Source organism: bacterium (assembly GCA_020444065.1).
GTDB lineage: Bacteria > Sumerlaeota > Sumerlaeia > SLMS01 > JAHLLQ01 > JAHLLQ01.
Genome location: JAHLLQ010000012.1, coordinates 40703 through 61143, shown reverse-complemented (window position 1 = coordinate 61143; position 20441 = coordinate 40703). Strand labels below are relative to the sequence as shown.

The window sequence follows — 20441 nt, the reverse complement described above, 5'->3', positions numbered from 1 at the left end:
GCCTGCACCGAGGTCGGGCGTCGTGTCCAGATGTGGTTCGTGGGACGCATACGCTTTCTCGACGCCCTGCTTCGGGATTAAATCCTTGGCAAGCGATCGCGCCGATCTTCGAGTCCAGATCATAGTCGACATCTTGATCCATCGGTCTCTTCTGCTTGCCCGGTTGGGTGCTTTGTCAGTATCAAGTCTGACATCATCTCACAGGCGAGAGTGCCAGCATGTTGAGCGAACTGAGAATAGATGAGCGATTCTGGCGCCCTGCTGAATCCGAAGGCTCCGGTGACAACAAAGGCCACAGACACTTGGCCGATTTCCAGGGTTTTACGCCGGATCCTGATAATGCAATGGCGAAGTACTCATCTCTTCACCGTGCCACAGAGTCAGGCGCATCGAACTGCGTGGTGCTGCTTGGGGAAATGGGGATCGGTAAGAGTACCGTGCTTCAGAACATGGAGGAAGAAGCACGTGCCTCTGGCAAGGAGGTCGCTGCCCGATCATTCAAGGAATTTCAGTCGCCATCTGAGGTCCGAGTGTTCTTTGCTGGTATGGCTAATCGACAGCGGACTGTGTACCTTGATGGCTTGGACGAATTCCATCTCCCGGGTGGTCTTGAGGCCCTGCGCGGAGCTCTTCGTGAGAAACAGGGCAGCGGCAACGAATGGTGCCTGCGCGTCAGTTGCCGGTCGGCCGATTGGGACGGTTCGTTGCGGCGGGAGTTAGACAGAGTCTGGGGGACCGAGGGGGTGCAGATCAATCACTTGGCTCCTCTCCGTGAGGCAGATGTATTTCTGGCGGCGCAATCTCAGGGAATAGAAGCCGGAGCTTTTCTGAAGCAGATCTACCAGCGGGATTTGATTGTGTTTGCTCGTCTCCCCCTTACCCTTCGTGGCCTGTTGGCCCAGTGGCAGAAGGACAAGGAGCTTGGTGAGGACCGATGGAACATATTCGAAGCCGCCTGTCGAGACTTGTGTCGGGGCACCCAACCGCGAACAGAATACTCAACCACTCCACCGGTCGACCAGAGGCTTCGCATTGCATCTGCCATCGCGCTCACGCTTGTTTTGGGGCACAAGAATGGCGTTCTGATCGATGGCAGCAAGGGCGAACAGCTCATGGCTTTGGAGGAGCTTCGCTGGTGTGCGAAACGCGTCTTTGGTGACATCTCGGACGCTGATGCGGATCGTGGCTTGTACGATGTCTTGACCAATACAGCCCTCTTCCGTGGCGAGGTTCCGTGCAGGTATTTTGATCATTCAGGCTATCGGGATTTTCTTGCTGCCTACTATCTCGTCGTCTCCCGAGTTCCAGTGAATCGTTGGATGGATTTGGTGGCTGTGCCTGATGCTGGCATCCCACCACAATTGCGTGGGCTTGCAGGATGGCTGTGCTACCGGTCAGATCGCTTCATGAGCGCCGTAGCCGATCGCGACTTCGCCGCGCTGCTGCTCGCAGGCGTGGATGTCATGACTGACGAAGTCCGTGAACGCATTGTCGAGCAGATTATGCTGCACCCGATGAAATGGAAAGCCGTCAGTCGCGATTTCTACTCATGGGATTCTTACCGATATCTGAATCACTCAGGGCTCACGAAACAGCTCCAGCTATGGATCAGTAACGGGGATGCTTCCGATGAGTCGCTAGATGAAGCGCTCCTTCTTGCGGCCCAGCACCAGGTGACTGATCTTTCCCCCATGTTGGCTGAGCTTGCTCTCGATGAAAGCAGAAGCAACAGAGTGCGAGCCATGGCAGCACTCGCTTTGGGGGAGGCTGGGACTCATGCAGATTGCCGGAGGCTTATCCCACTCATTAACGGTGTTCCGGGCGATGACCAGGAGGAGATTAAGGGATATGCCCTTCGAGCACTCTGGCCCAACCGACTGATTTCTGCTGAGGAGCTCTTCAGGGCACTGACACCTCCCAAGAGACAGAACTTCTACGGTGGGTACGCGACCTTTCTCGGCGATAAAGTGATCCCCCACTTGCAGGATGACGACCTCCTCCCAGGACTTGGGTGGGTTCTGGAACACGGGCGTCTGCCGATTTGCAGTATATGGAACCGAATAGTCGATCATGTGATGCAGAAATCGTGGATACTTTTCCTGAATAGGCCTGAGCTGCAGAGACCCTTCGCCAAGGCGGTGTTGCGTTTCGCGAAGGACTTTCAGGCCCCATTGCACGATGAGCGAATGAACGATGCGGAGCTGGCATCCGACAGTCGTGAGGCACAGCGACGACAACATCTCATCACCCTCTTTGTCGAGGACTTCGGACTTCCAATCCCTCAGCTTGCACACATCTTCTTTGCGAGCCATCTCTTCGGCGGGGATGATTTCGTCTTCCTACTCCGGGCAGCCGGAGATTCGGACATTCAACGGCATGCCGAAATCTATGCTGAACTGGCACGCCATGTCGCCGACAACGAACTCATTAGGGAACATCTCGATGAACTATTGGATCTTTCCGGCTACCAAGGTTTCGTGGGTGCCGCGAAGCATCCCGACGCGATTCGTCGGGCTTTCCACTTCGCTGTGGGTTCTGTTCGCATCGATTCCGAAGAAGCCCACAAAGCGAAGAACACCTATCGAATGCGGCAAGAGCAGGAGGAAGCTATCGCGGAAAGGAAGAAGCGTGAAGCGGAAAGGCGAAAGCCGGAGACTTGGCGAGCAGAAAAGACCACGGAGCTCTTGAAGCAGTTCGAGAACGGGAATGAAGGAGCATGGGTGAGTATAGTCCACATTGTGTGCGCCGATGAGTACGGCCACTTGAGCGACTGGCCAGATGGACCTCTCCAGCAGAAACCCAGTTGGTCAATGTACCCTGAAGAACTAAGGAGCCAGATGCTGCGAGTTGGGAAGCAGTTCTTACAGATGGGCAGCCCTGTGATTCCGGAGCAGCCCAAGATGCTCTACTATTGCAATGGGGCTGGTTACGTTGCTCTGACAACCTTGCTTGAGTCTGGAGTGGAAGTCTCTTCGCTCACAAGCTTGATCGGCAAATGGGCCGTTGCGATCGTTCACCAGCGAGTCTCTTTCGGTCTTGCACACTCTTCCGAGGGTATTCACGAACAGCTTCTAAATGAGGCACTTGTTGCACAGCCCGACACGGTGATCATGGAGGTAGAACGATACCTGCGCTGGAAAGGAGAGGAGCACACGTTTCCAGGATTGCTCTATCGATTCGAGAAGAATCATCCAGAACCACTGTGCAAGGGCTTACTCGGACTTGTGAAGGAACGCGACAAGTTGGATGAATTCGCCTGCAACATCCTGGAGAAGCTGCTGGAATGGAGGTACTGTGAGGCGGAGAAGTACATGTTGGAAGCTTGGAAACAAGCATGCGATGCAGGAGATAGAGAGACTGCTATAGCACTGGCTTCAGTGCTTATCGGGACTCCATCGATCTCGGCGGCCTGGCCTCGGATGGAGAAGTGGTTATTGGGGGACGACGATGTGGGAAGGGAGGTACTTTTGAGAACTGCTTCCGACTCGTTCCGTAGTGACGGCCAATTCGGTGATCTCAGCGCTGAACAGCGGCTGCGCCTGTCCTTGTTTATGGAAAAGACCTTCGCACGAGAGGATGACTCCAGACACATTCTTGACGGTGCTCATTTTGTCGGTCCTGAGGAGGAGGCCAGGCGACTTCGAGATGGGTTGCTGACTCTATTCGAACAGCGCGGAGAGGTAAATGAGCTCACCCAACTTCAGCAACAAGGCATAGGCGATGACTGGATCGGTCGAGTGATTGCAAAAGCCGAGGAGAATCGTCTGCGAAGTTGCCCGCTTTCCGCATCCGATGTCGAGCACCTGATTTGCGATCGCGAACTAGCAGAGGAGCCTTCAATGAGGAATGAATCTCGACCAACTATCGCTCAGGTATTCGGGATATTTCTACTCTCTCTTCTGGTCCTCGTTCTCGTCGTTCTGATCTTCCTCTCTGTGTTTGGTTTGCGCGTACCCTCCTCAGAGCGCTACTTATTGGTCATGCTCGTCATTCTCTGCGTTGCTGCTGGCGCAGGAATCCTCGGTGGCAAGGTCTCAACTAAGGGGACGGTCACAATACCTGGGACCAGAAACACGGTGCGATTCAATGCGACCGGGGGGATGGCTGCATTCATTCTGGCCTTGCTTCTCGTTCCGTTTGTGGTGCCAGAAGACACAGCAACTCCGGAAAACGGATCACTCCCTGAGACCGAATCAGTGCAGGCTAGCCAAGGGACACAGCTAGAGATAGTTAAACGCGACTCGCCCCAGGATCCCGTCTTCGATGCGGCGCGAGAGAATATCCGTTGGGCCGTGCTTGGAGGGGGGCAAGAGACATATCGGACCGCAATCGAAGAAGGCGCATCGCCCTACGAGGCCGTATTGGAAGCACAATCTCACAGCCCTGGAGCGCAGGAGACAATTCGTGCCTTCGGCCTTCCAGAAACGGAGACGTATGTTAGGCGAATCCAGGAATAGACCTCGTATTGCCCCTTGCACAACTCCGTCTGTCACGGGGTTCTACGCCACATGATAGAAAGAGTGATCAGGGCATATGGATTCCCATTCGTCCGCTCTGAACACCGACGTTCCCTGCGGGGATCGAGCATTCTGTGATCGTCCTGCGAACCACTATTGGAAGTCCGGCCGGAATGTGGCACATGCTTTCTTGACATCTTGCTCAACGATCCATGGCTTGGAGCAGAACAAGGGCTTGCCGAGCTTGCGAAGCAAGTAGCCAATCCTACGGGTCACAAGTCTTGAACTGATTGCGCCAGTTGAGAGCCGAACGGAGGCGAGAAGACTTGGCGGGAGACACTGGCGATTCGATCGGTTCAGTTCACCGCGGCCAGCCAGTGGTCGGGCAGGAATTCTTCGAGGCGTTGGATGTTGTTGCCGGGCAGGCGAGTGAAGAGGTCCAGCAGGTACTCGAAGGGATTGGCCCGCTTCTGCGAGCGCTTTCGACCAGGACGAAGGACTTCCCGGCGGCGTGCCCGCCCCAGTTGCCTCCAGCAAACTGCCATTCCCACCAATCGGGCAAGGTCTTGCATACTTAGCCTCGAAGAAACCCGGCAACGGACTCTTCATGGGCACCTGTGAATGGCGCGATCCACCTGCTAATATGTCACGGCGTCCCCAGCACCTAACCCCTTCAAAAAGAGGTCGATAGGGCCGATTTGATGTGCAACTGCCCTGTCGAGGCACGCTCGGGGCACGTAAGGGGCGTACTGAGGGCACGCTGGCGGCACGTTTTGAGGGTGCCGGCTTCGATCGCGCACCTGCGCGGCGGTCAGGGGAGCGGGCTTCACAAGGTGTGTATCGCCAATGATTCGCTTGCTGGTGGAGTAGCAACTTCTGAGGTGCAAGTAGCACCTGTTGCACACGCACAAGGCCGCTCCTGCCTTCAGAGCCGGTCGTGGACCTTTGAGTTGTGTGGAGATAAAGGTGGTCGGGGTGGCGAGACTCGAACTCGCGACCCCCTGCTCCCAAAGCAGGTGCGCTAGCCAACTGCGCCACACCCCGACAGGTGGCAATGTTGTTGGGGTAATCTGCCGTGGCCGTCAATCGGGAATGTCACGATTTTGTTGCGGTGGGGGATCGTCGTGGGAACAGAAAAGCCCCCGGGATTGAATCCCGGGGGCATGCTGTTTCTGTGTTGCGGAGTTGCTTATTCCTGAACCTGCTGGATGGTCGAGAAGAAGGTTCCGCCGTACTCGGTGGAGTCGCCTGACGTCACGCCGGTGACCTTGAAGATCGAGCCGGTGGAGACGGTGCCGTTGGTGGGATCGTATGCCCAGTTGCAAACGGCTTCGGGAGTTGCGCTGCTGGAGAACAGGCCACCCATGTTCGGGTAGACAAGATCAGGGCCGGTGCAGACGACGACTGCGTAGTAGCTGGCCTTCTCGGCGGGTGTCTCAACATCCTGGAGGCCGGCGGGTCCCGGTGTGTAGTACTTCAGGACCTTCCAGAGGTGCTCATCGGTTCCGACGATACGTGCCTCAGGATTGAAGGAGCCATCGTTCGGGTTGATGGAGCCGCTGCGGAACTGGGACTCGAACGGATCTGGGAGGAAGGCGTTCGTAATGTAAGCAATCGGCGTGCTGAGCTTCTCGAGCACTTCGTACTGCGTGGTGGTCGGATCGCTGTCGCGGCGGCCGGCGAGTCCGAAGTTGTTGCACTTGGGATACGCATTGCTGTCGACGCGGTAGGACTCAAGGCCGGTAACCATGGTCCGCATGTCGGCCTTGGCACGGCTGACCTTGGAGCGGACCTGCGCTTCAAGGAAGTTGGGGACGGCGATAGCCGCCAGGATCGCGATGATGGCAACCACGATCAACAATTCGATGAGCGTGAAGCCCTTGTTCGACTTAGACAGAATCTGTTTCGTCACGGTATTACCCCCTGAGGGAAAGTGGATTTTTGGGTGGCGCGACGGCCGGGTGAGTTGGTTGCCGGTTTGGATGCCTGCTCACCTTGCGGTAACCTTCCCAAACCGGGTACAGTTACCGAATCAGGGTGCTAGAGCAACAGGTTTTTTCCCTCGTAATCAAAAAAAAGCATGCTGCTCACAAACCGACAAGGCTTCACTGTTCCTGGTATCCTGAGAGCGGACATTGGACCCCCCGTCCGCCTGCAGGGATCATTGTCCTGGGTATCCGGTGTTCGACTGCGGTTGATCCGGCATTCCCCAGGCCGGTTGCTGTTGTGCCGGCTGGCTTTGCCGCGCGCGCGGCTTGCGAACCTGGCTGAGTTCGGTGACCTTCAGTTGCAGTGCACCGCGCCATTCGCTGATGACGCCGCCCATCTCGATCTGCTGACCAACGACGGGTTGGTTTTCGTAGGACAGCGCGTCGGAGATTTCGCTCCAGTACACCACTTCAATCTCGCCCGTATTGTCCCGAACGACAACTTTTGTTGGAACTCGGGGGGCGGGGGAGATGGAGAGTTCACTGACGGTGCCACGGACGCGAACCTTCTTGCCGATCGTTGCGAACGAGATCGCGCCTATGCTCATTTCGTTATACTCGTCGCGCTCGTCGGAACTCGCTTCCTCTCGGTATGCGGAGTTTGGAAGCGTCTGTGGAATTGGCGCGATGCGGATGTCCTGCGGGCGGTTGATTTCCAATTGGCGGTCGCCACGGAAATCCGAGACTTCTGCATAAAGATCGATGATCAGGCCCGCCTGAAACTCGTTTCTGTTCGGAACGCGTTCCCAGATATTCTGCCAGATGACGGCGCGCTGGGTGCCGGTATTGTCGCTGATGTACATGGAATAGGGCTGCTTGCTGCCCGGATCCGGCGGTACCAGGCTGACCAGTTTCGCACGAATGAAGACATGGCTTTGCAGAGGAAGCGTCTCCGTCTCTGAGAGCGAGGTCCATTGTATCGCTGGCGGAGGACTGCTCTGGCCTTGATTCGCCTGGGTGCCCGCCTGGGGATTCTGCGCCTGAGCGGAGAGGGCTCCTCCGATCAGCATGAAGGCCATGGCGATGATGCTGGACAGGGTGACGACGCTGTGGGCGCCGCCTCGATGGGTGCGCCGGCCGTGGCCGGCTCCGGGGCTGTTTTTTTCGCGGAGTGTATGCATTCTCATCACGTCCTCTTCTTCCCTGGTCTTCAGATCGAGGTTCTTAGCCACAAAACACCCCTTCTTTCCGAAGGTGCTTCGGCTGCATCTCTAGTCAAAGATCATAAGGTCTCCCAACGGTGCAAGGCGAGACTTTTCTTCTCTAGAGGGCTCCAATTGTCCGGATTTCAGACTGCAGCTACCCAACTGACCTTACAGATGATAGGGCGGTTTGCCGGGAGGTTGCGAGCATTTCGCTGTTCTCTGGTGAAACCTCTTTGCCGGACCCGGACAGCCCGTTGAAAGTCGCTTGTGTCGGACCCATTGCCGTGGCAGATTCTGCGCATGTTTACCGGGCTGATCCAGCATGTTGGAAGTCTCCTGGAGCTCCGCCCCCGCGGCGGAGGGTACGAGCTTGTCATTGAAGCCATTGGATTTATTGATCGTTTCCTCGATGGGGAGAGCATCGCGGTGGATGGATGCTGTCTGACCGTGGAATCTTTCTCCCAGGATCGATTCGTGGCTTTTGCCTCTCCGGAGACGCTGCAGCGAACCACGCTCTCCGATCGGAAGATCGGAGATGCACTTAACCTGGAGCGGGCGCTGGCGCTGGGGGATCGGCTGGGTGGACACATGGTCTCAGGCCATGTGGACGGCACTGGCTCCCTGCGCGAAGCCCGAAATCTTGGGGAATCCTGGGAGGTCTGGGTGAACGCGCCGCTGGATATTTTGGACCAGTGCATTCGCAAAGGTTCCATCGCAATCGACGGGATCAGTCTGACGATTGTTGAGATCGACGAGAGTGGTCTGTCCGCAGCCGTGATCCCGGAAACCTGGGAGCGGACGACGCTCTCGCGTCGCCGGCCTGGCCAGCGCGTGAACCTGGAAACCGATATGATCGGCAAGTATGTCCGGCGAACCCTGGAGCAGATGGGAATCGCGGAAGGGCAGACGCGCCTTGCCGACGTTTGGAAGAACTTCCGAAGCTGAACTCACACCCACAAGGAGCCCGTCATGTTCTTCGCCGCCATCGTGAAGATCCTGATTTACGAGATTCTAGTGATCGCTCTGTGTGTGCGCCTGACTCGCCTGACAGAGGCGGCGACGCGCGCTCCGCTCCTGGATATTCTCGTCAGCCTGCTGACCTGGGTGCCCTGGTTCTACGCCGGCGCGAAGTGGGGATGGGGTGGCTTCTGGGGCTGTCTCGTGGGACAGTTCATTGCGCTCCAGGTCTTCTGCATTGTCCACACGAAAGCCTCAGGGCATGAAGATGGACCGAAGATCCGACGAGTCCTCGATCAGGTTGTCGGCCCGGTTCGCAATCACATTGGGCTCTGGTTGACCATTCCGGCTTTGCCGGTCTTCCTGTCGATTCGTCTGGCAGAGATCACGACCTACCAGGGCCTGATTTGGGTCCTTGGGTTTCCGCGCTATCGCCAGGCGGAATGGGTGAATATCTCTCGCCAGAAATTCGAGGGACTTGTCGGGCACGATCTGGTCTGGTGTTTGTACTGCGATTGGATGACCGGGGTGTATTCTCTCGGGGCGGAGATGCTTCGCAATGTCGAGAGCTTCTGGTGCCCGATTCGATTCTACTCGAACAAGAAGTGCGAGAACTGCCGCCTCGATTTCCCAGATATCGATCGTTGGGCGTCCCCCGCGAGCAAGATGGCCGACGTCACGAAGCTGATGGCCGAGAAGTATCCCGAAGGAAAGAACCAGCCTCGCAGTTGGTGGGGACATCCGGAGCGCCAGAACCCCGACGAATGACGGCTGCACTTCCCGATCCAAGTGGACTATGGCGCAACTCTCGCGCGCTCGAGCATGCGCGCCAGGCCGCCTTGACATTTGCGCGCAACGAACTGCGGCATCGCCGTGAAGCTTCTGCTGAATCGACCGCGCAAGTCATGGCGGCTGCTCACACAGGGCATTGGCAGGCGCAGTTGTTCCACGACGAACTCGCACCCATCATCGATACATTGCCTGCCGGATTCTGTGCGACAGAGATCGGAGCCGGCATGGGGTGGGTGGCCGCTCTGGTTGCTGCCCGCAGGGCAGAGTCCGTACTCGGTATTGAACCTTCCTGGCGTGGATCCACGCCGCACAACATCGGCAATATATATACGCTGTATCGCCTTGCGGAGAGAGAGCCTTTGCTGAAGGACTCGCTTCGCTTCGATCGCGACGATGAAGGCAATCTGACCGCCATTACATTTCCCCCGAATCTCACTTTTGCCGAAGCCTGGGCAGAAGCATTGCCCGTCGCGACGGGCAGCCAGGACTTCCTCTATACGGTCAATTGCCTCGAGCACATTCGCGGAACGGCAGAGCACTTCGCTGAATGCGCGCGTGCATTGCGTCTCGGTGGGATGTATTACGCAGTAACCGAGCCGTTGTATTTCTCCGCGATGGGGCATCACCTGGACGATATCTTTCCAGTGCCTTGGGGGCATCTTCTGTGGAGACCCGCAGAACTCGCTGAGATCGTCGTTCGCGAAGCGGGGGAGGGGCGCGAGTGGGCGCCGGGCGAGCCGCTGCAGGCGCATCACGTTCAGCGAATCCTCGAAGAGGACCTGAACTTCATGCCTCCGAGCCGATTGCGCGGTGTTTTGCGTCATGGTCCGTGGAAAGTCCGTGGCTGGGTTGACATCGTCCACGAACTGCACCGGAATCTCGCACGGGAACTGCGCCTGGGCGAGGCGCTCCGTGGCGTCGGGCCGGACGAACTGCTTCTGGCCGGTTTGCGGATGCGACTGGAGCGAGCGGATCGCGGCGAGCCATGGCGGCCCCTTTGGTGGTTGAGTCACAGTGCGCGCCGGCGATTGACGCGGCTGAGGCGCGGCAGCTAAGAACCGCACGAATGGAATGAACTGATACGAGGAATCGACATGGGAAAGACACACAATATCGCCGTCCTGCACGGCGACGGAACCGGGCCGGAAGTCATGGCCGAAGGTTTGAAGGTCCTGAAGGTCGCAGGCGAACGATTCGGCTTTGGAACGAACCTGACCGATTATGATCTGGGCGGAGAGCGCTACCTGCGCACCGGCGAGACCCTACCGGATTCCGTTCTGGAAGAATTCAAGCAGATGGACGGGATCTACCTATCTGCGATCGGTCACCCGGATGTGAAGCCCGGTATTCTGGAGCGCGGCATTCTGCTGCGGCTTCGTTTTGAACTGGACCAGTACATCAACCTTCGTCCGGTCAAACTGTACGATGGCGTCAAAACGCCGCTGGCGGGCAAGACGGGCAAGGACATCGACTTCGTCGTCGTGCGCGAGAACACCGAAGGGCTCTACGCAGGAGCCGGCGGTTTTCTGAAGAAGGGCACGCCGGACGAAGTGGCCGTGCAGGAATCCATCAATACGCGCAAGGGCGCCGATCGTTGTTTGCGCTACGCGTTCGATCTGGCAAAGACGCGCTCGCGCAAGCAGTTGCATCTTGTCGGAAAGACCAACGTGCTGACATTCGCTTTTGAGATGTGGGAGCGCGCCTTCAACGAGATGGGCGCGAAGGATTACGCCGATGTGAAGCGTGGCTATCACCACGTGGATGCCTGCTGCATGTACATGGTGCAGTCGCCCGAAGTCTACGACACCATCGTAACCGACAACATGTTCGGCGACATTATTACGGACATTGGCGGAATCATTCAGGGTGGTCTTGGAATTGCCGCTTCCGGCAACATCAATCCGGAAGGCGTTTCAATGTTCGAGCCGGTCGGCGGTTCGGCTCCGCAATTCACCGGTCAGAATGTGATCAACCCGCTTGCCTGCATCAACGCTGGTGCGATGATGCTGCGGCATTTGCGTGAAGACGACGCCGCCACTGCAATCGAGTCCGCCGTTGCGCAAGTGGCCGGCGAGTTGCCCGGACTGAACATTGGCGAGATGAATTGCGGGACGACCGATGTCGGCGACCGCGTGGCGGAGATCGTTGCCGGCGGAAAGTGATCGTTCATGTTGTCCGAGAAGTCTGATCAGCGCCCCGTTGGCCGGTATGCACCGAGCCCAACGGGCGCGCTGCATTTAGGCAACCTGCGCACGGCCCTGGCTGCGTATGCTTACACGCGATCGCGCGGCGGCCAATTCCTGCTGCGAGTCGAGGACCTGGATGCGCCACGGGTGCGCGAAGGCGCCGAGCAACAACAGCTTGAAGATCTTCGCGGACTCGGAATCGACTGGGACGAAGAGCCACTCCGCCAATCGGAACGATCCAATCTATATGCTGAAGCTCTTGAAAAGCTCATCGCGGCGGGGTGGGCCTATCCCTGCTTCTGCAGCCGCAAAGACATCCAACTCGCGCTCTCAGCGCCACACTCTGAGGACGGTATCATTGGCTATCCGGGGACATGCAGCAAGCTGAGTAACGACGAAGCAAATGAGCGCATCGTTGATGGTTTGCAGCACTCCTACCGGCTTCGCGTCGAAGACTCCGACTTCCCATATAGCGACCTCTTCGTTGGCGAGTTGATCGTCAACTTGCAGCGCATTTGCGGAGACTTCGTTATCAAGCGCGGCGACGGGCTGTTCGCATATCAACTCGCCTGCGCAGTCGACGATTCTCGCTCCGGCGTGACGGAGGTTCTCCGCGGCGACGATCTGCTCGATTCCGGAGCGCGCCAGGCATGGGTGCTTCATTGCTTGGATTTGCCAATCCCACAGTACCTGCACATTCCGTTGATGCTCGGCGAAGACGGCCGTCGCCTCTCAAAGCGTTCCGGTGATGATGACCTCACTGCGTTCTTGAATGGCGGATACGATGCCGCGGCAATCCGCAGCTATCTGGCACATACGCTCGGGCAATGCGAAGTGGGGGAGCGCGTGACGATGGATCAACTCACGGCGCGATTCGACCTCGATCGCGTGCCACGTGAACCCGTGACCTTCAGCAAGGCTGTCCTTCAGTCATTTGCAGAAAAACGCTAGAGAGATATCCGCGACGGAATCTCCAGGAAGTTCTTCAGGATCTTCTTCCCGTCACCGGTCAGGATCGATTCCGGGTGGAACTGAACGCCGTGGATGGGGAAGACCGTGTGGCGAACCGCCATGATGGCGTCATCATCCTCGGCACGGGCAAGTACTTCGACGGACTTCGGCAGAGAGCCGTCCTCGATGATCAGCGAATGATAGCGGGTCGCCGTGAACGGATTGGGCAGACCTTCCAGAACGCCCGTGTCGTCGTGGCGGATCTGGCTCGTCTTGCCGTGCATTAAACGGGGCGCGCGAACGACGCGTCCGCCGAACACCTGGCCGATGCACTGGTGCCCCAGGCAGACGCCCAGGGTCGGGATGTGCTGCGAGTACTCTGTCAGAACGTGGCAGGAAAGCCCCGCCTCGTCGGGGGTGCCCGGTCCCGGCGAGATGACGATGTGATCCGGCTGAAGACGCTTCATCAGCGCATCATCGACGCGATCGTTGCGCACGACGTGCAGCGTCGCCCCCAACTCACCCAGGTATTGAACCAGGTTGTATGTAAACGAATCGTAGTTGTCGATGACCAGAATCATTGGCGGCGCCTCGCGCGTCAGTTACCTTCCAGCAGTTTTTTGCGGATTTCCCAGCGCTTATGCAAGGACTCGATGAGGGGATCCGCCGGATTAATGTCCATCAGTACCCCGACCAGGTTCTCCGCCCCCTGCTGCTCTTCCTTCGTGGGCTCTTCCAATTGTACGAGACAATCGGCCATCAGGAACTCCAGGGCGCGGTTTGTTCCTTGGGCTCCTGCCTGGCGGAAATACCCGGCTGCTTTGCGAAAGCGCTCCTGATCCTGCTCGCGTTGGGCCAGTTCCCGCGTGGTGAGGCCACGGTAGTAGTAGAAGAAAAACACTTCCCGCCCAGACACAGGTTCGATCGCTTCATTGAAGAGTTGTTCCGCACGGTCCCATTCCGCCGGATCGTTCGCCGTCCGAGCCAACGCTGCTGTGACGATCGCGGACTCTCGGCTGTAGATCGCTTCAATTTCGCGATCTTCGGTGTCGAGCAATCGCAGCGCCGCGGCCTGCGCCTCACGCAGCCGATCGGCGTCGTTGTGCTGAGTGCCCAAGACGAAGAGGCACGCGTACAGCCGCTCCAGATGGAGAAACTCGTCGTGTTCTTCGAGTTCAAGGGCGATGCGATACTGCCGTTCGGCCTCTTCGTAGAGGCTCAACTCCGGCGTCTCGCCTCTGGCATTCCACTCGATGTAAGCGCGTTCGTGAACAAGCCCGGCGACGTGATGTGCCAGGGCGCTGTCCGGAAATCGCGAGTCGACATCGGCGACCGATTCGATCGCGGCGTCGAGTTCGCCTCGCTCAAGACGCGTCTCGATGAACTTGACGAGTTCTTCGGGAGTTTGAAACGGGTGCGACACAGATTCCCCCAACGGTCCCTGCAAAGAAGCAGGCCGATCCGACGGAGCGGACCGGCCTGTTGGTCTGATTACCCTTCGGTCTTAGGTTCTTCGGAAGGCTCTTCAGCAGCAGCTTCTTCCGCTGGAGCTTCCTCCGCTGAGGCCTCTTCTGCAGGTGCCTCTTCAGAATCGGCGCCTACTGCCGGTGGTTCGCTGACATCATCCGGCGTGACCGAGATGACTTCTTTGCCCGCCAGTCGATCGGCCAGGGTGCTGACCTCGTTCAGGCGCTTCTTCAGCTCTTCGCTGAGGCCCGCTTCCGAGTCGGCCGTCATTTCTTCGAGGCCATCCAGGTACTCCCGGGCGCCTTCGACGATTTCTTCGGCAAGCTCCAGATCGTCGCCGGTGAAGCTGACGAGCTGCTGTGGCTCGATCTCGGCCAGTTTCTCGACCGAGTTGTAAGATTCGCTGCGTGCCAAGGCTTCGCGGCTGAACTGCGAGAGGCCTTCGATCTGCGACAGGAAGTCCTCGAGGTACTGGAGAGAAATGCTTTCCAGGCGAGCCAGTTCGGCTTCGTCTTCCTGGCCAGAGATATCGATCTTCCAGCCGGTCAGCTTTGCCGCCAGCTTCGCGTTCTGGCCGCGCTTGCCGATTGCCTTTGCCAGCGTCTCGCTATCGACGACGACTTCCGCGCGTCGCTCGACTTCGTTCAGCTTGATGCTGATGATACGGGCCGGATTCAGAGCGGAACTGATAAACGTTTCGGAGATCGGCGAGTACGGCACAATGTCGACCTTCTCGTTGTCCAGTTCGCGCACGATCATCTGAACGCGCGAGCCCTTCATGCCAACGCACGCACCGACGGGATCGACGTTCGGGTCCATGCTGTTGACGGCGATCTTCGTACGCACGCCAGGCTCACGGGCGATTTCCACGATCTTCACGGTGCCGTCGCTGATTTCCGGGACTTCCATCGCGAAGAGCTGCTTCACGAGTTCCGAACGCGTACGCGACAGAATGACCTGCGGGCCTTTCGGCGTGCGGCGCACGTCGATGATCAGACAGCGGATGCGATCGCCGTAACGATAGCGAACCCCCATCGGGATTTCCTGGGATGGAAGGAGGCATTCGACTTTGCCGAGTGCAACGATGCCATCGCGGCGCTCGTAGCGCTGCACGATACCGGTGACGACCTGACCGATCTTGTCCTTGTAGTCGTTGTAAATGCGATCGCGCTCTGCGTCACGCAGACGCTGCAGGATGCCCTGGCGGACGGACTGCGCGGCGATACGACCGAATTCTTCCGGGTCGATCTCGACTTCGACTTCGTCGCCCAGCATATTGGCGGGGTTGAGGCCCTTGGCGGAGAGAATATCGATTTCGTGTCGCGGATCGTCAACGCTCACCACAACTTTCTTCTTCACCCAGATGCGCATGTCGCCGGACTCGATGTCCAGATCAGGGCGGGGATCGGAGAACGTGTTGGCGCGCTTGCTGGCGGCGGACAGAATCGCCGATTCAATGGCGAACTTGATGATGTCCGGTTCCAGCTCCTTTTCCTTCGAGATCTGCTTGATGAGCGGCTTCACATTGAGCCGCCGAATTTCTTGTTTCTTCTTCTTTGCCACGATCGTGTGCTCCCTTTCGAGTTCCTCTCCATCCCCGGCAATCGACAAAAAAAGGCGGGTCGACAACGCGACCCACCTTCCGAAACCTTCGCAGAAGAGTGATTGGGAGGGTGAGTCACCCTCGCCGCCGATTCAAGCAAAATCAGCGCCATCATGGCAAAAAAGGTTGCACCTCTCAATGAATACCTTTGGCGCTTCTCAGTAGGGATGCTACAAACATTCACTCGTGAGGGAGCGAAATGCCGAGAAGCCGCCGAAAGCTGATTTTGCTCGGGATACTGATTCCCGTTGGGATCATTCTGCTCGTCATTGGCCTGGTCACAGGGCTCCTCATGTATGCCCAGTCCCGAGCTTTGGCCAATCTGTCGCAATCTCAGCAGACGTCCTTCGGGCGCTGGATGAATGAGCCTGCCAATGTCCCGGACTCCGCACTCGTCCCATCGAGCTTCTCGGAAGAAACCCTGGCGTGCGTCGACAAGTTCCGGATGCAATGGGAAGCCATGAATCGGCAGGCTGCTGTGGAGAGCATGGAAGAACTGGGCGCCGCTCTGAATACCGATCTTGGGGCCGCCATTCCCGCCAGCACGTTGGAGTGCTGGGAACCCGCGCGGCTTTGCTTCGTCGAGACGATCCAGCAACCGGACTACCTTCTGGGAGTCTGGACTGCAGACCGGCCAAATGTCGCCGCACACCAGTCCCAGAGCGATCTCGTCCAATTCCAGATTGCCATTCAAGGGTCGGCGAAGGCTCAGCAAGCTCGCGTCCTCGCGGAATTCCAGGATGGAAATCGAGAGGACACGCTGGCTGAACTTCATGTGTTGTTCCGCAGCGCCAGGTGTCGCCCTTTCTCTTCCCTCATCGAGAAGCTCTGCGGCTCTACGATTCTGGACTGGGGACTCGATACTGCCGAATACATTCTTGAAGAGACGGATGATCCCCAATTGCGTGCTGGCGTGTATCAAGTCCTGCACGAGAACTGGGAGCCATTGCAGGGAATCCGATTCGACAAGGCGTATGATCCTTCGATATTCGACCCAGTCGCACTCGTCCGGGCCGCTCGCGAGCAAGGCATTGATATCGAAGTCCCCGAGGATGCGACCGGTCGTGATTGGATGGATGCGGCGTCTGAGGCTCAGATTGCGATTCTCGAAGAAGTCCGAATCCCCAACGCCCAAGACGGGACGAGGCGTCAACTGCTGGAGCAGGAACTCGCCGCATGGAGGAGCAACCAGGGGCTTCTTTCAATCGTGCAGAAGAAGACCTCCGCCGCGAGGCTCTATTCCATAACGGCGCCGCAAATGGTGAGGATACAGGCGCAGATTGAGGCCGTATTCGTTCGTTACAGGGGGTTGATCGACGATCGGGAATAGTCCACGAACGGGCTGTTTCCGGCCCGTTTATGACACAATGTTTGGCATGCCAAACTTATTTTGCATTGACCGGCAGGGCGTTTGGGTTGGAAGCGATGCGTTCGCTTGATTCAAACAATCCATTCCCCCGGAGGCATAAAGACTCGCATGATCTTCTCTCCCAGAACTCGCAACGCATTCACACTGATAGAACTCCTTATCGTCGTAGCCATCATCGCCATCCTGGCTGCGATTGCCGTTCCCAACTTCCTTGAGGCCCAGACCCGATCGAAGGTTTCACGATCGCTCGCAGACATGCGCAGCATCGTCACCGGCCTTGAATCCTATCGGGTTGATAACAATTCCTATCCGGAGGGCACAGACAATCCCGCCAAACAACCCCAGGACATTCGCGACTTCATTGCAGCTCACGGTCTGACGGGTGGGCACTACACGTTCGCATCCCAAGGCACTTCCGGCGAGTTTGTCGGATCGCTCACAACCCCGATTGCCTACATGACCCGCATTCCCCTGGATCCCTTCGCGGAGCAGGTTGGTGGGCGCCTGACGTACGCGTACCGGAACGCAAAAGACACTCAGAATGGCTGGATTCTGACGTCTTTCGGCCCGGATGCAGATGCCCTGCAGAAGATCGGGGGCCAGGTGGGCGTTGGCTCGTTCAACACGACGAATCCGCTCAGCACAGCCACCGACTCAGGCAGTCCTGCACGAATGGGCGATGTGAACGAGCGTGCTGTGATTCGATATATCGAAGAATACAATCACCCCATAACCAGCCAGGTCGATTCCCAGTACGGTGGACTGGAAAACGCGTTGGCGGACCTCGAATATGATCCCACGAATGGCACGATCAGTGACGGCGATGTAGTCCGTTTCCGGAGATAGCTCGATCGAGGGCACTTTGTCCTTGGCGGGCGACAGGGGGGCACGACACCCTGTCGCCCGCATTTCTTTGACGAGGGCACGCGCTTCATGTGGCTGATCGCAGGACTGGGAAATCCCGGCGCAAAATACAACCGCACTCCACACAATCTCGGTTACGAGGTTGTGGACCTGCTCGTACGTCGTCACGGGCTGCGCTGGCAAAATCTGAGCAAATGGCCGGCGATGATTGCCGGAGGCAATTTCGATGGCGACAAGCTGTACTTCATGAAGCCGTTGACGTACATGAATCGTTCGGCCGACGCGGTGCGTCCATTCGCGGACTACTACAAGATCCCGACGAAGAATTGCCTTGCCGTCTGCGACGATGTGAATCTGCCGTTCGGCAAGATTCGTCTTCGTGAGTCCGGCAGCCACGGCGGTCACAACGGATTGCGCGATTTGATTCAGAACCTGGGGACGCAGGACTTTCCGCGGCTGCGCATCGGGTGCGCGCCGATGAAACCCGTCCACGATCTGGCGGCCTACGTGCTTGGCAGCATGTGGGGCGAGGGGCTCGAACTGGCGGAGCTTGCCATCGAAGTCTCCGCAGACTGCATCGAGACGGTGCTTTCCGATGGCACAATCAAAGCCATGGCACGCTACAACGGCTGGTCCGGTAAACCGGCCGAGTAATCCTACTCAAGTCCCATCCGGTAAATGTCGATGTATCCGCGGTATTGGCTGCCCGGATCGAAACGAATCCAACTGAGACCTGGAGCAGCGCGCCATGCGAGACTCCTGCTGAGATCGGCCTCAAAACGTTGCTTCTGCGCCGTGATATCCACCTCTTGAGAGAGTGTGACCGCGGCGGAGTCTGGTTTTCCCGGAACGAAAATCAGGTCGAATGTATCTGTGCGTGTTTCATTCTCCGTAGCATCTGGCAGCGCGAACTCGAAGAAGGCTGTCCTGTAGGGGCGCTGGTCGAAGTTCTGGGTCAGGGGAATTCCGATGTGTGGATCTTTGCCGGTGATCTCGAATCGGAACGAGCCATCGGGATTGGGCTGGACGAACTTCAGATCGGGACTGAGCGAGAAGCGCATTCGCCGCATAGCAGGATCCGAGAAGTCCATGACGTAAGGTGCGGGGCGCGTTTCTCCACTCTCATCTTGCTGCGGCCCCTGGGCCAATCGCGTCATCACTGGATCGAACTCGATGATCGGAGCAACGCCTTCGTCTTTGAAGTTGAATCGGAAGACCTGCATGCCGGGCTCGAGTTTTTCCGGCGTCAGGTCCGAAACCATCAAGACCTCGATCTTGCGATCTGCGAGAAGTTCAACGAAATCGCGGAAACCATTCCGGAAAACAAACGCTCCACCGATTCGGTCGGGATAACGCTCCACGATGATGATTGGATTCTTGGCCTTCAGGACGCTCTTTTCCAGCTCGCCCTGAATCTGATCGCGCACGAGAGCGGCGCGACGGAAGTCATCCAACTCCATCCCCGTTTGGAACGCCAGTCGGACCGCGAAGAGGGCCACGATCGCCCCGATGCCGAGATAGGCGCGTTTCTTCCAGGCCATTTCAAATGCCGGCTGCAGAAGCAGTCCGCAGAGTATCGCAAAGAACCACAGTGGGTGGTAGAAGAACCGCTCGCCACCGCCCGTCCATGTCGTCACATCCAGCGCCTTCATGTAGGGCCCCATCCCAAGGCACATGAGCGCAATCGCGATGGCCGCAATGTGACGCTTCGATGCAATGCACCAGAAGAACAGGCAGGGCAGCGCCAACAGACCTGCAAAAAACGGGACAGTTTCTTTGTGCAGGAATCCGCGCTCCTCGAACAAGCGGCCAATTGGCCAGAGGAATTCGTTAATGATGGCCATCAGATTGGCGACCATTTGAGAGATTGGATTGCTAGGAGTCTCGTAGAAGAAGGATCCAAGGAATATCTTCCTGGCGCAAAGATAGACGATCCAGAGAGCAGCGTGGATACCGAGCAGAGTCAGGATACGATTCTTCTCGGCCGGTAACGGACGTACGAAGAGGAGCAGATACAGACAGGCTCCGACAATGGAGGGTCCCAGGAGAAGGGATGTGTCTTTGGAAAGATACGTGAGGATCGCGAATACGGCCGTGATTACATAGCGTTTTGGATTCAACGGTCCAACTGCCGTGGCCAGAGTTCCCAGGAAGAAGAACATCACAAGAAGATCGGTCTGGCTGGCGATCCAAGCGACAGTTTCCACCGCTGCCGGGTGCAGCATTCCGATTCCGGATCCGATCAATCCGGCAGTCGGTCGTCCCAGACGCTTCAGTCCGACGAAGATCCAGGCACCGCATCCAATGTGCAGGAAAATTGAGAGCAGATGGCTCGCAACGCCGGATGTTCCAAAGATCGCAGCCGTGTAGAAGATGACGAGGCGTGCGATCGGCCGATAATAGCTTCCATGGCCGCCGAAGAACCAATGGCCGTGCCAGGCAGTCCATGGGCTGTACTGCGGGAACACGAGGCCCCAGTCATCGGAGAGCAAGCCTGTGCTCAATGCCGGAATGTACGCCAGGAAGGTCAGCGCCGCCAGAACAGCGAAGATCCACCAATCCAACCGACGGATTGTCGAGATGCGCTGGATGAGCGTCACTTCCTGTTGGGTTTGCTGGGCCTGTTCTGTGGACACTTCAAGGCTCCCGAAGGAATGCGCAA

General features: G+C 57.7%; 15 protein-coding genes, 1 tRNA gene and 1 pseudogene. 9 read left to right on the top strand and 8 right to left on the bottom strand.

From position 1 onward, the window contains the following. Window positions 1-218 precede the first annotated feature (218 nt). Window positions 219-4457, top strand: a complete 4239-nt coding sequence (locus KQI84_19350) for an ATP-binding protein (protein MCB2157039.1) — start codon at window positions 219-221, stop codon at window positions 4455-4457. A 356-nt stretch (window positions 4458-4813) separates the two neighbouring features. Here KQI84_19350 and KQI84_19345 read toward each other — a convergent pair whose 3' ends face one another. The 4 genes and pseudogenes from KQI84_19345 to KQI84_19330 form a co-directional block, all read right to left on the bottom strand. Next, window positions 4814-5029: a transposase domain-containing protein gene (locus KQI84_19345; protein MCB2157038.1), complete on the bottom strand. Its 216-nt coding sequence runs from the start codon at window positions 5027-5029 to the stop codon at window positions 4814-4816. Between the two features lie 395 nt (window positions 5030-5424). Next, window positions 5425-5501: transfer RNA gene (locus tag KQI84_19340), tRNA-Pro, on the bottom strand. 760 nt (window positions 5502-6261) lie between these two features. Beyond that, window positions 6262-6354: pseudogene (locus KQI84_19335) on the bottom strand (prepilin-type N-terminal cleavage/methylation domain-containing protein). A 264-nt stretch (window positions 6355-6618) separates the two neighbouring features. Beyond that, complete coding sequence (locus KQI84_19330; GenBank protein ID MCB2157037.1) at window positions 6619-7617, bottom strand: OB-fold nucleic acid binding domain-containing protein; 999 nt, start codon at window positions 7615-7617, stop codon at window positions 6619-6621. A 240-nt stretch (window positions 7618-7857) separates the two neighbouring features. Here KQI84_19330 and KQI84_19325 point away from each other — a divergent pair, with 240 nt between their 5' ends. Genes KQI84_19325 through gluQRS form a run of 5 tightly spaced genes read left to right on the top strand, consistent with a single transcriptional unit; the run spans window position 7858 to window position 12476 of the window. After that, the gene (locus KQI84_19325) at window positions 7858-8535 is read left to right on the top strand and encodes a riboflavin synthase (GenBank protein MCB2157036.1); all 678 of its coding nucleotides are present in this window, start codon (window positions 7858-7860) and stop codon (window positions 8533-8535) included. 24 nt (window positions 8536-8559) lie between these two features. Then, window positions 8560-9315, top strand: a complete 756-nt coding sequence (locus KQI84_19320) for a hypothetical protein (GenBank protein MCB2157035.1) — start codon at window positions 8560-8562, stop codon at window positions 9313-9315. After that, window positions 9312-10394, top strand: a complete 1083-nt coding sequence (locus KQI84_19315; protein ID MCB2157034.1) for a class I SAM-dependent methyltransferase — start codon at window positions 9312-9314, stop codon at window positions 10392-10394. Before KQI84_19320 ends, KQI84_19315 begins: the two co-directional genes overlap by 4 nt. A gap of 39 nt (window positions 10395-10433) precedes the next feature. Next, window positions 10434-11501 carry a 3-isopropylmalate dehydrogenase gene (locus KQI84_19310; GenBank protein ID MCB2157033.1) on the top strand — a complete coding sequence of 356 codons (1068 nt, stop codon included), beginning with the start codon at window positions 10434-10436 and terminating at the stop codon, window positions 11499-11501. Between the two features lie 6 nt (window positions 11502-11507). Beyond that, window positions 11508-12476: a tRNA glutamyl-Q(34) synthetase GluQRS gene (gluQRS, locus tag KQI84_19305; protein MCB2157032.1), complete on the top strand. Its 969-nt coding sequence runs from the start codon at window positions 11508-11510 to the stop codon at window positions 12474-12476. Here the strand turns inward: gluQRS and KQI84_19300 are convergent. From KQI84_19300 to nusA, 3 genes are all read right to left on the bottom strand, one after another. Further along, on the bottom strand, window positions 12473-13057 hold the full coding sequence (locus KQI84_19300; protein ID MCB2157031.1) for an aminodeoxychorismate/anthranilate synthase component II: 585 nt from the start codon (window positions 13055-13057) through the stop codon (window positions 12473-12475). The genes gluQRS and KQI84_19300 overlap by 4 nt on opposite strands. A 17-nt stretch (window positions 13058-13074) precedes the next feature. Then, the gene (locus KQI84_19295) at window positions 13075-13899 is read right to left on the bottom strand and encodes a hypothetical protein (GenBank protein MCB2157030.1); all 825 of its coding nucleotides are present in this window, start codon (window positions 13897-13899) and stop codon (window positions 13075-13077) included. Window positions 13900-13967: 68 nt separating this feature from the next. Then, window positions 13968-15506 (bottom strand): transcription termination factor NusA, encoded by a 1539-nt coding sequence (nusA, locus tag KQI84_19290; protein ID MCB2157029.1) that lies wholly within the window; start codon window positions 15504-15506, stop codon window positions 13968-13970. A 239-nt stretch (window positions 15507-15745) separates the two neighbouring features. Between nusA and KQI84_19285 the strand changes: the two genes are divergently transcribed. The 3 genes from KQI84_19285 (at window position 15746) to pth (ending at window position 18433) form a co-directional block, all read left to right on the top strand. Further along, the gene (locus tag KQI84_19285) at window positions 15746-16876 is read left to right on the top strand and encodes a hypothetical protein (GenBank protein MCB2157028.1); all 1131 of its coding nucleotides are present in this window, start codon (window positions 15746-15748) and stop codon (window positions 16874-16876) included. 147 nt (window positions 16877-17023) lie between these two features. Next, window positions 17024-17761 (top strand): type II secretion system protein GspG, encoded by a 738-nt coding sequence (locus KQI84_19280; protein MCB2157027.1) that lies wholly within the window; start codon window positions 17024-17026, stop codon window positions 17759-17761. A gap of 87 nt (window positions 17762-17848) precedes the next feature. Next, a complete protein-coding gene (pth, locus tag KQI84_19275) occupies window positions 17849-18433 on the top strand; it encodes an aminoacyl-tRNA hydrolase (GenBank protein MCB2157026.1) in 585 nt (194 codons plus the stop codon). 2 nt (window positions 18434-18435) lie between these two features. Here the strand turns inward: pth and KQI84_19270 are convergent, their stop codons facing one another. Next, the gene (locus KQI84_19270; GenBank protein ID MCB2157025.1) at window positions 18436-20415 is read right to left on the bottom strand and encodes a hypothetical protein; all 1980 of its coding nucleotides are present in this window, start codon (window positions 20413-20415) and stop codon (window positions 18436-18438) included. Between the last annotated feature and the right edge of the window lie 26 nt (window positions 20416-20441).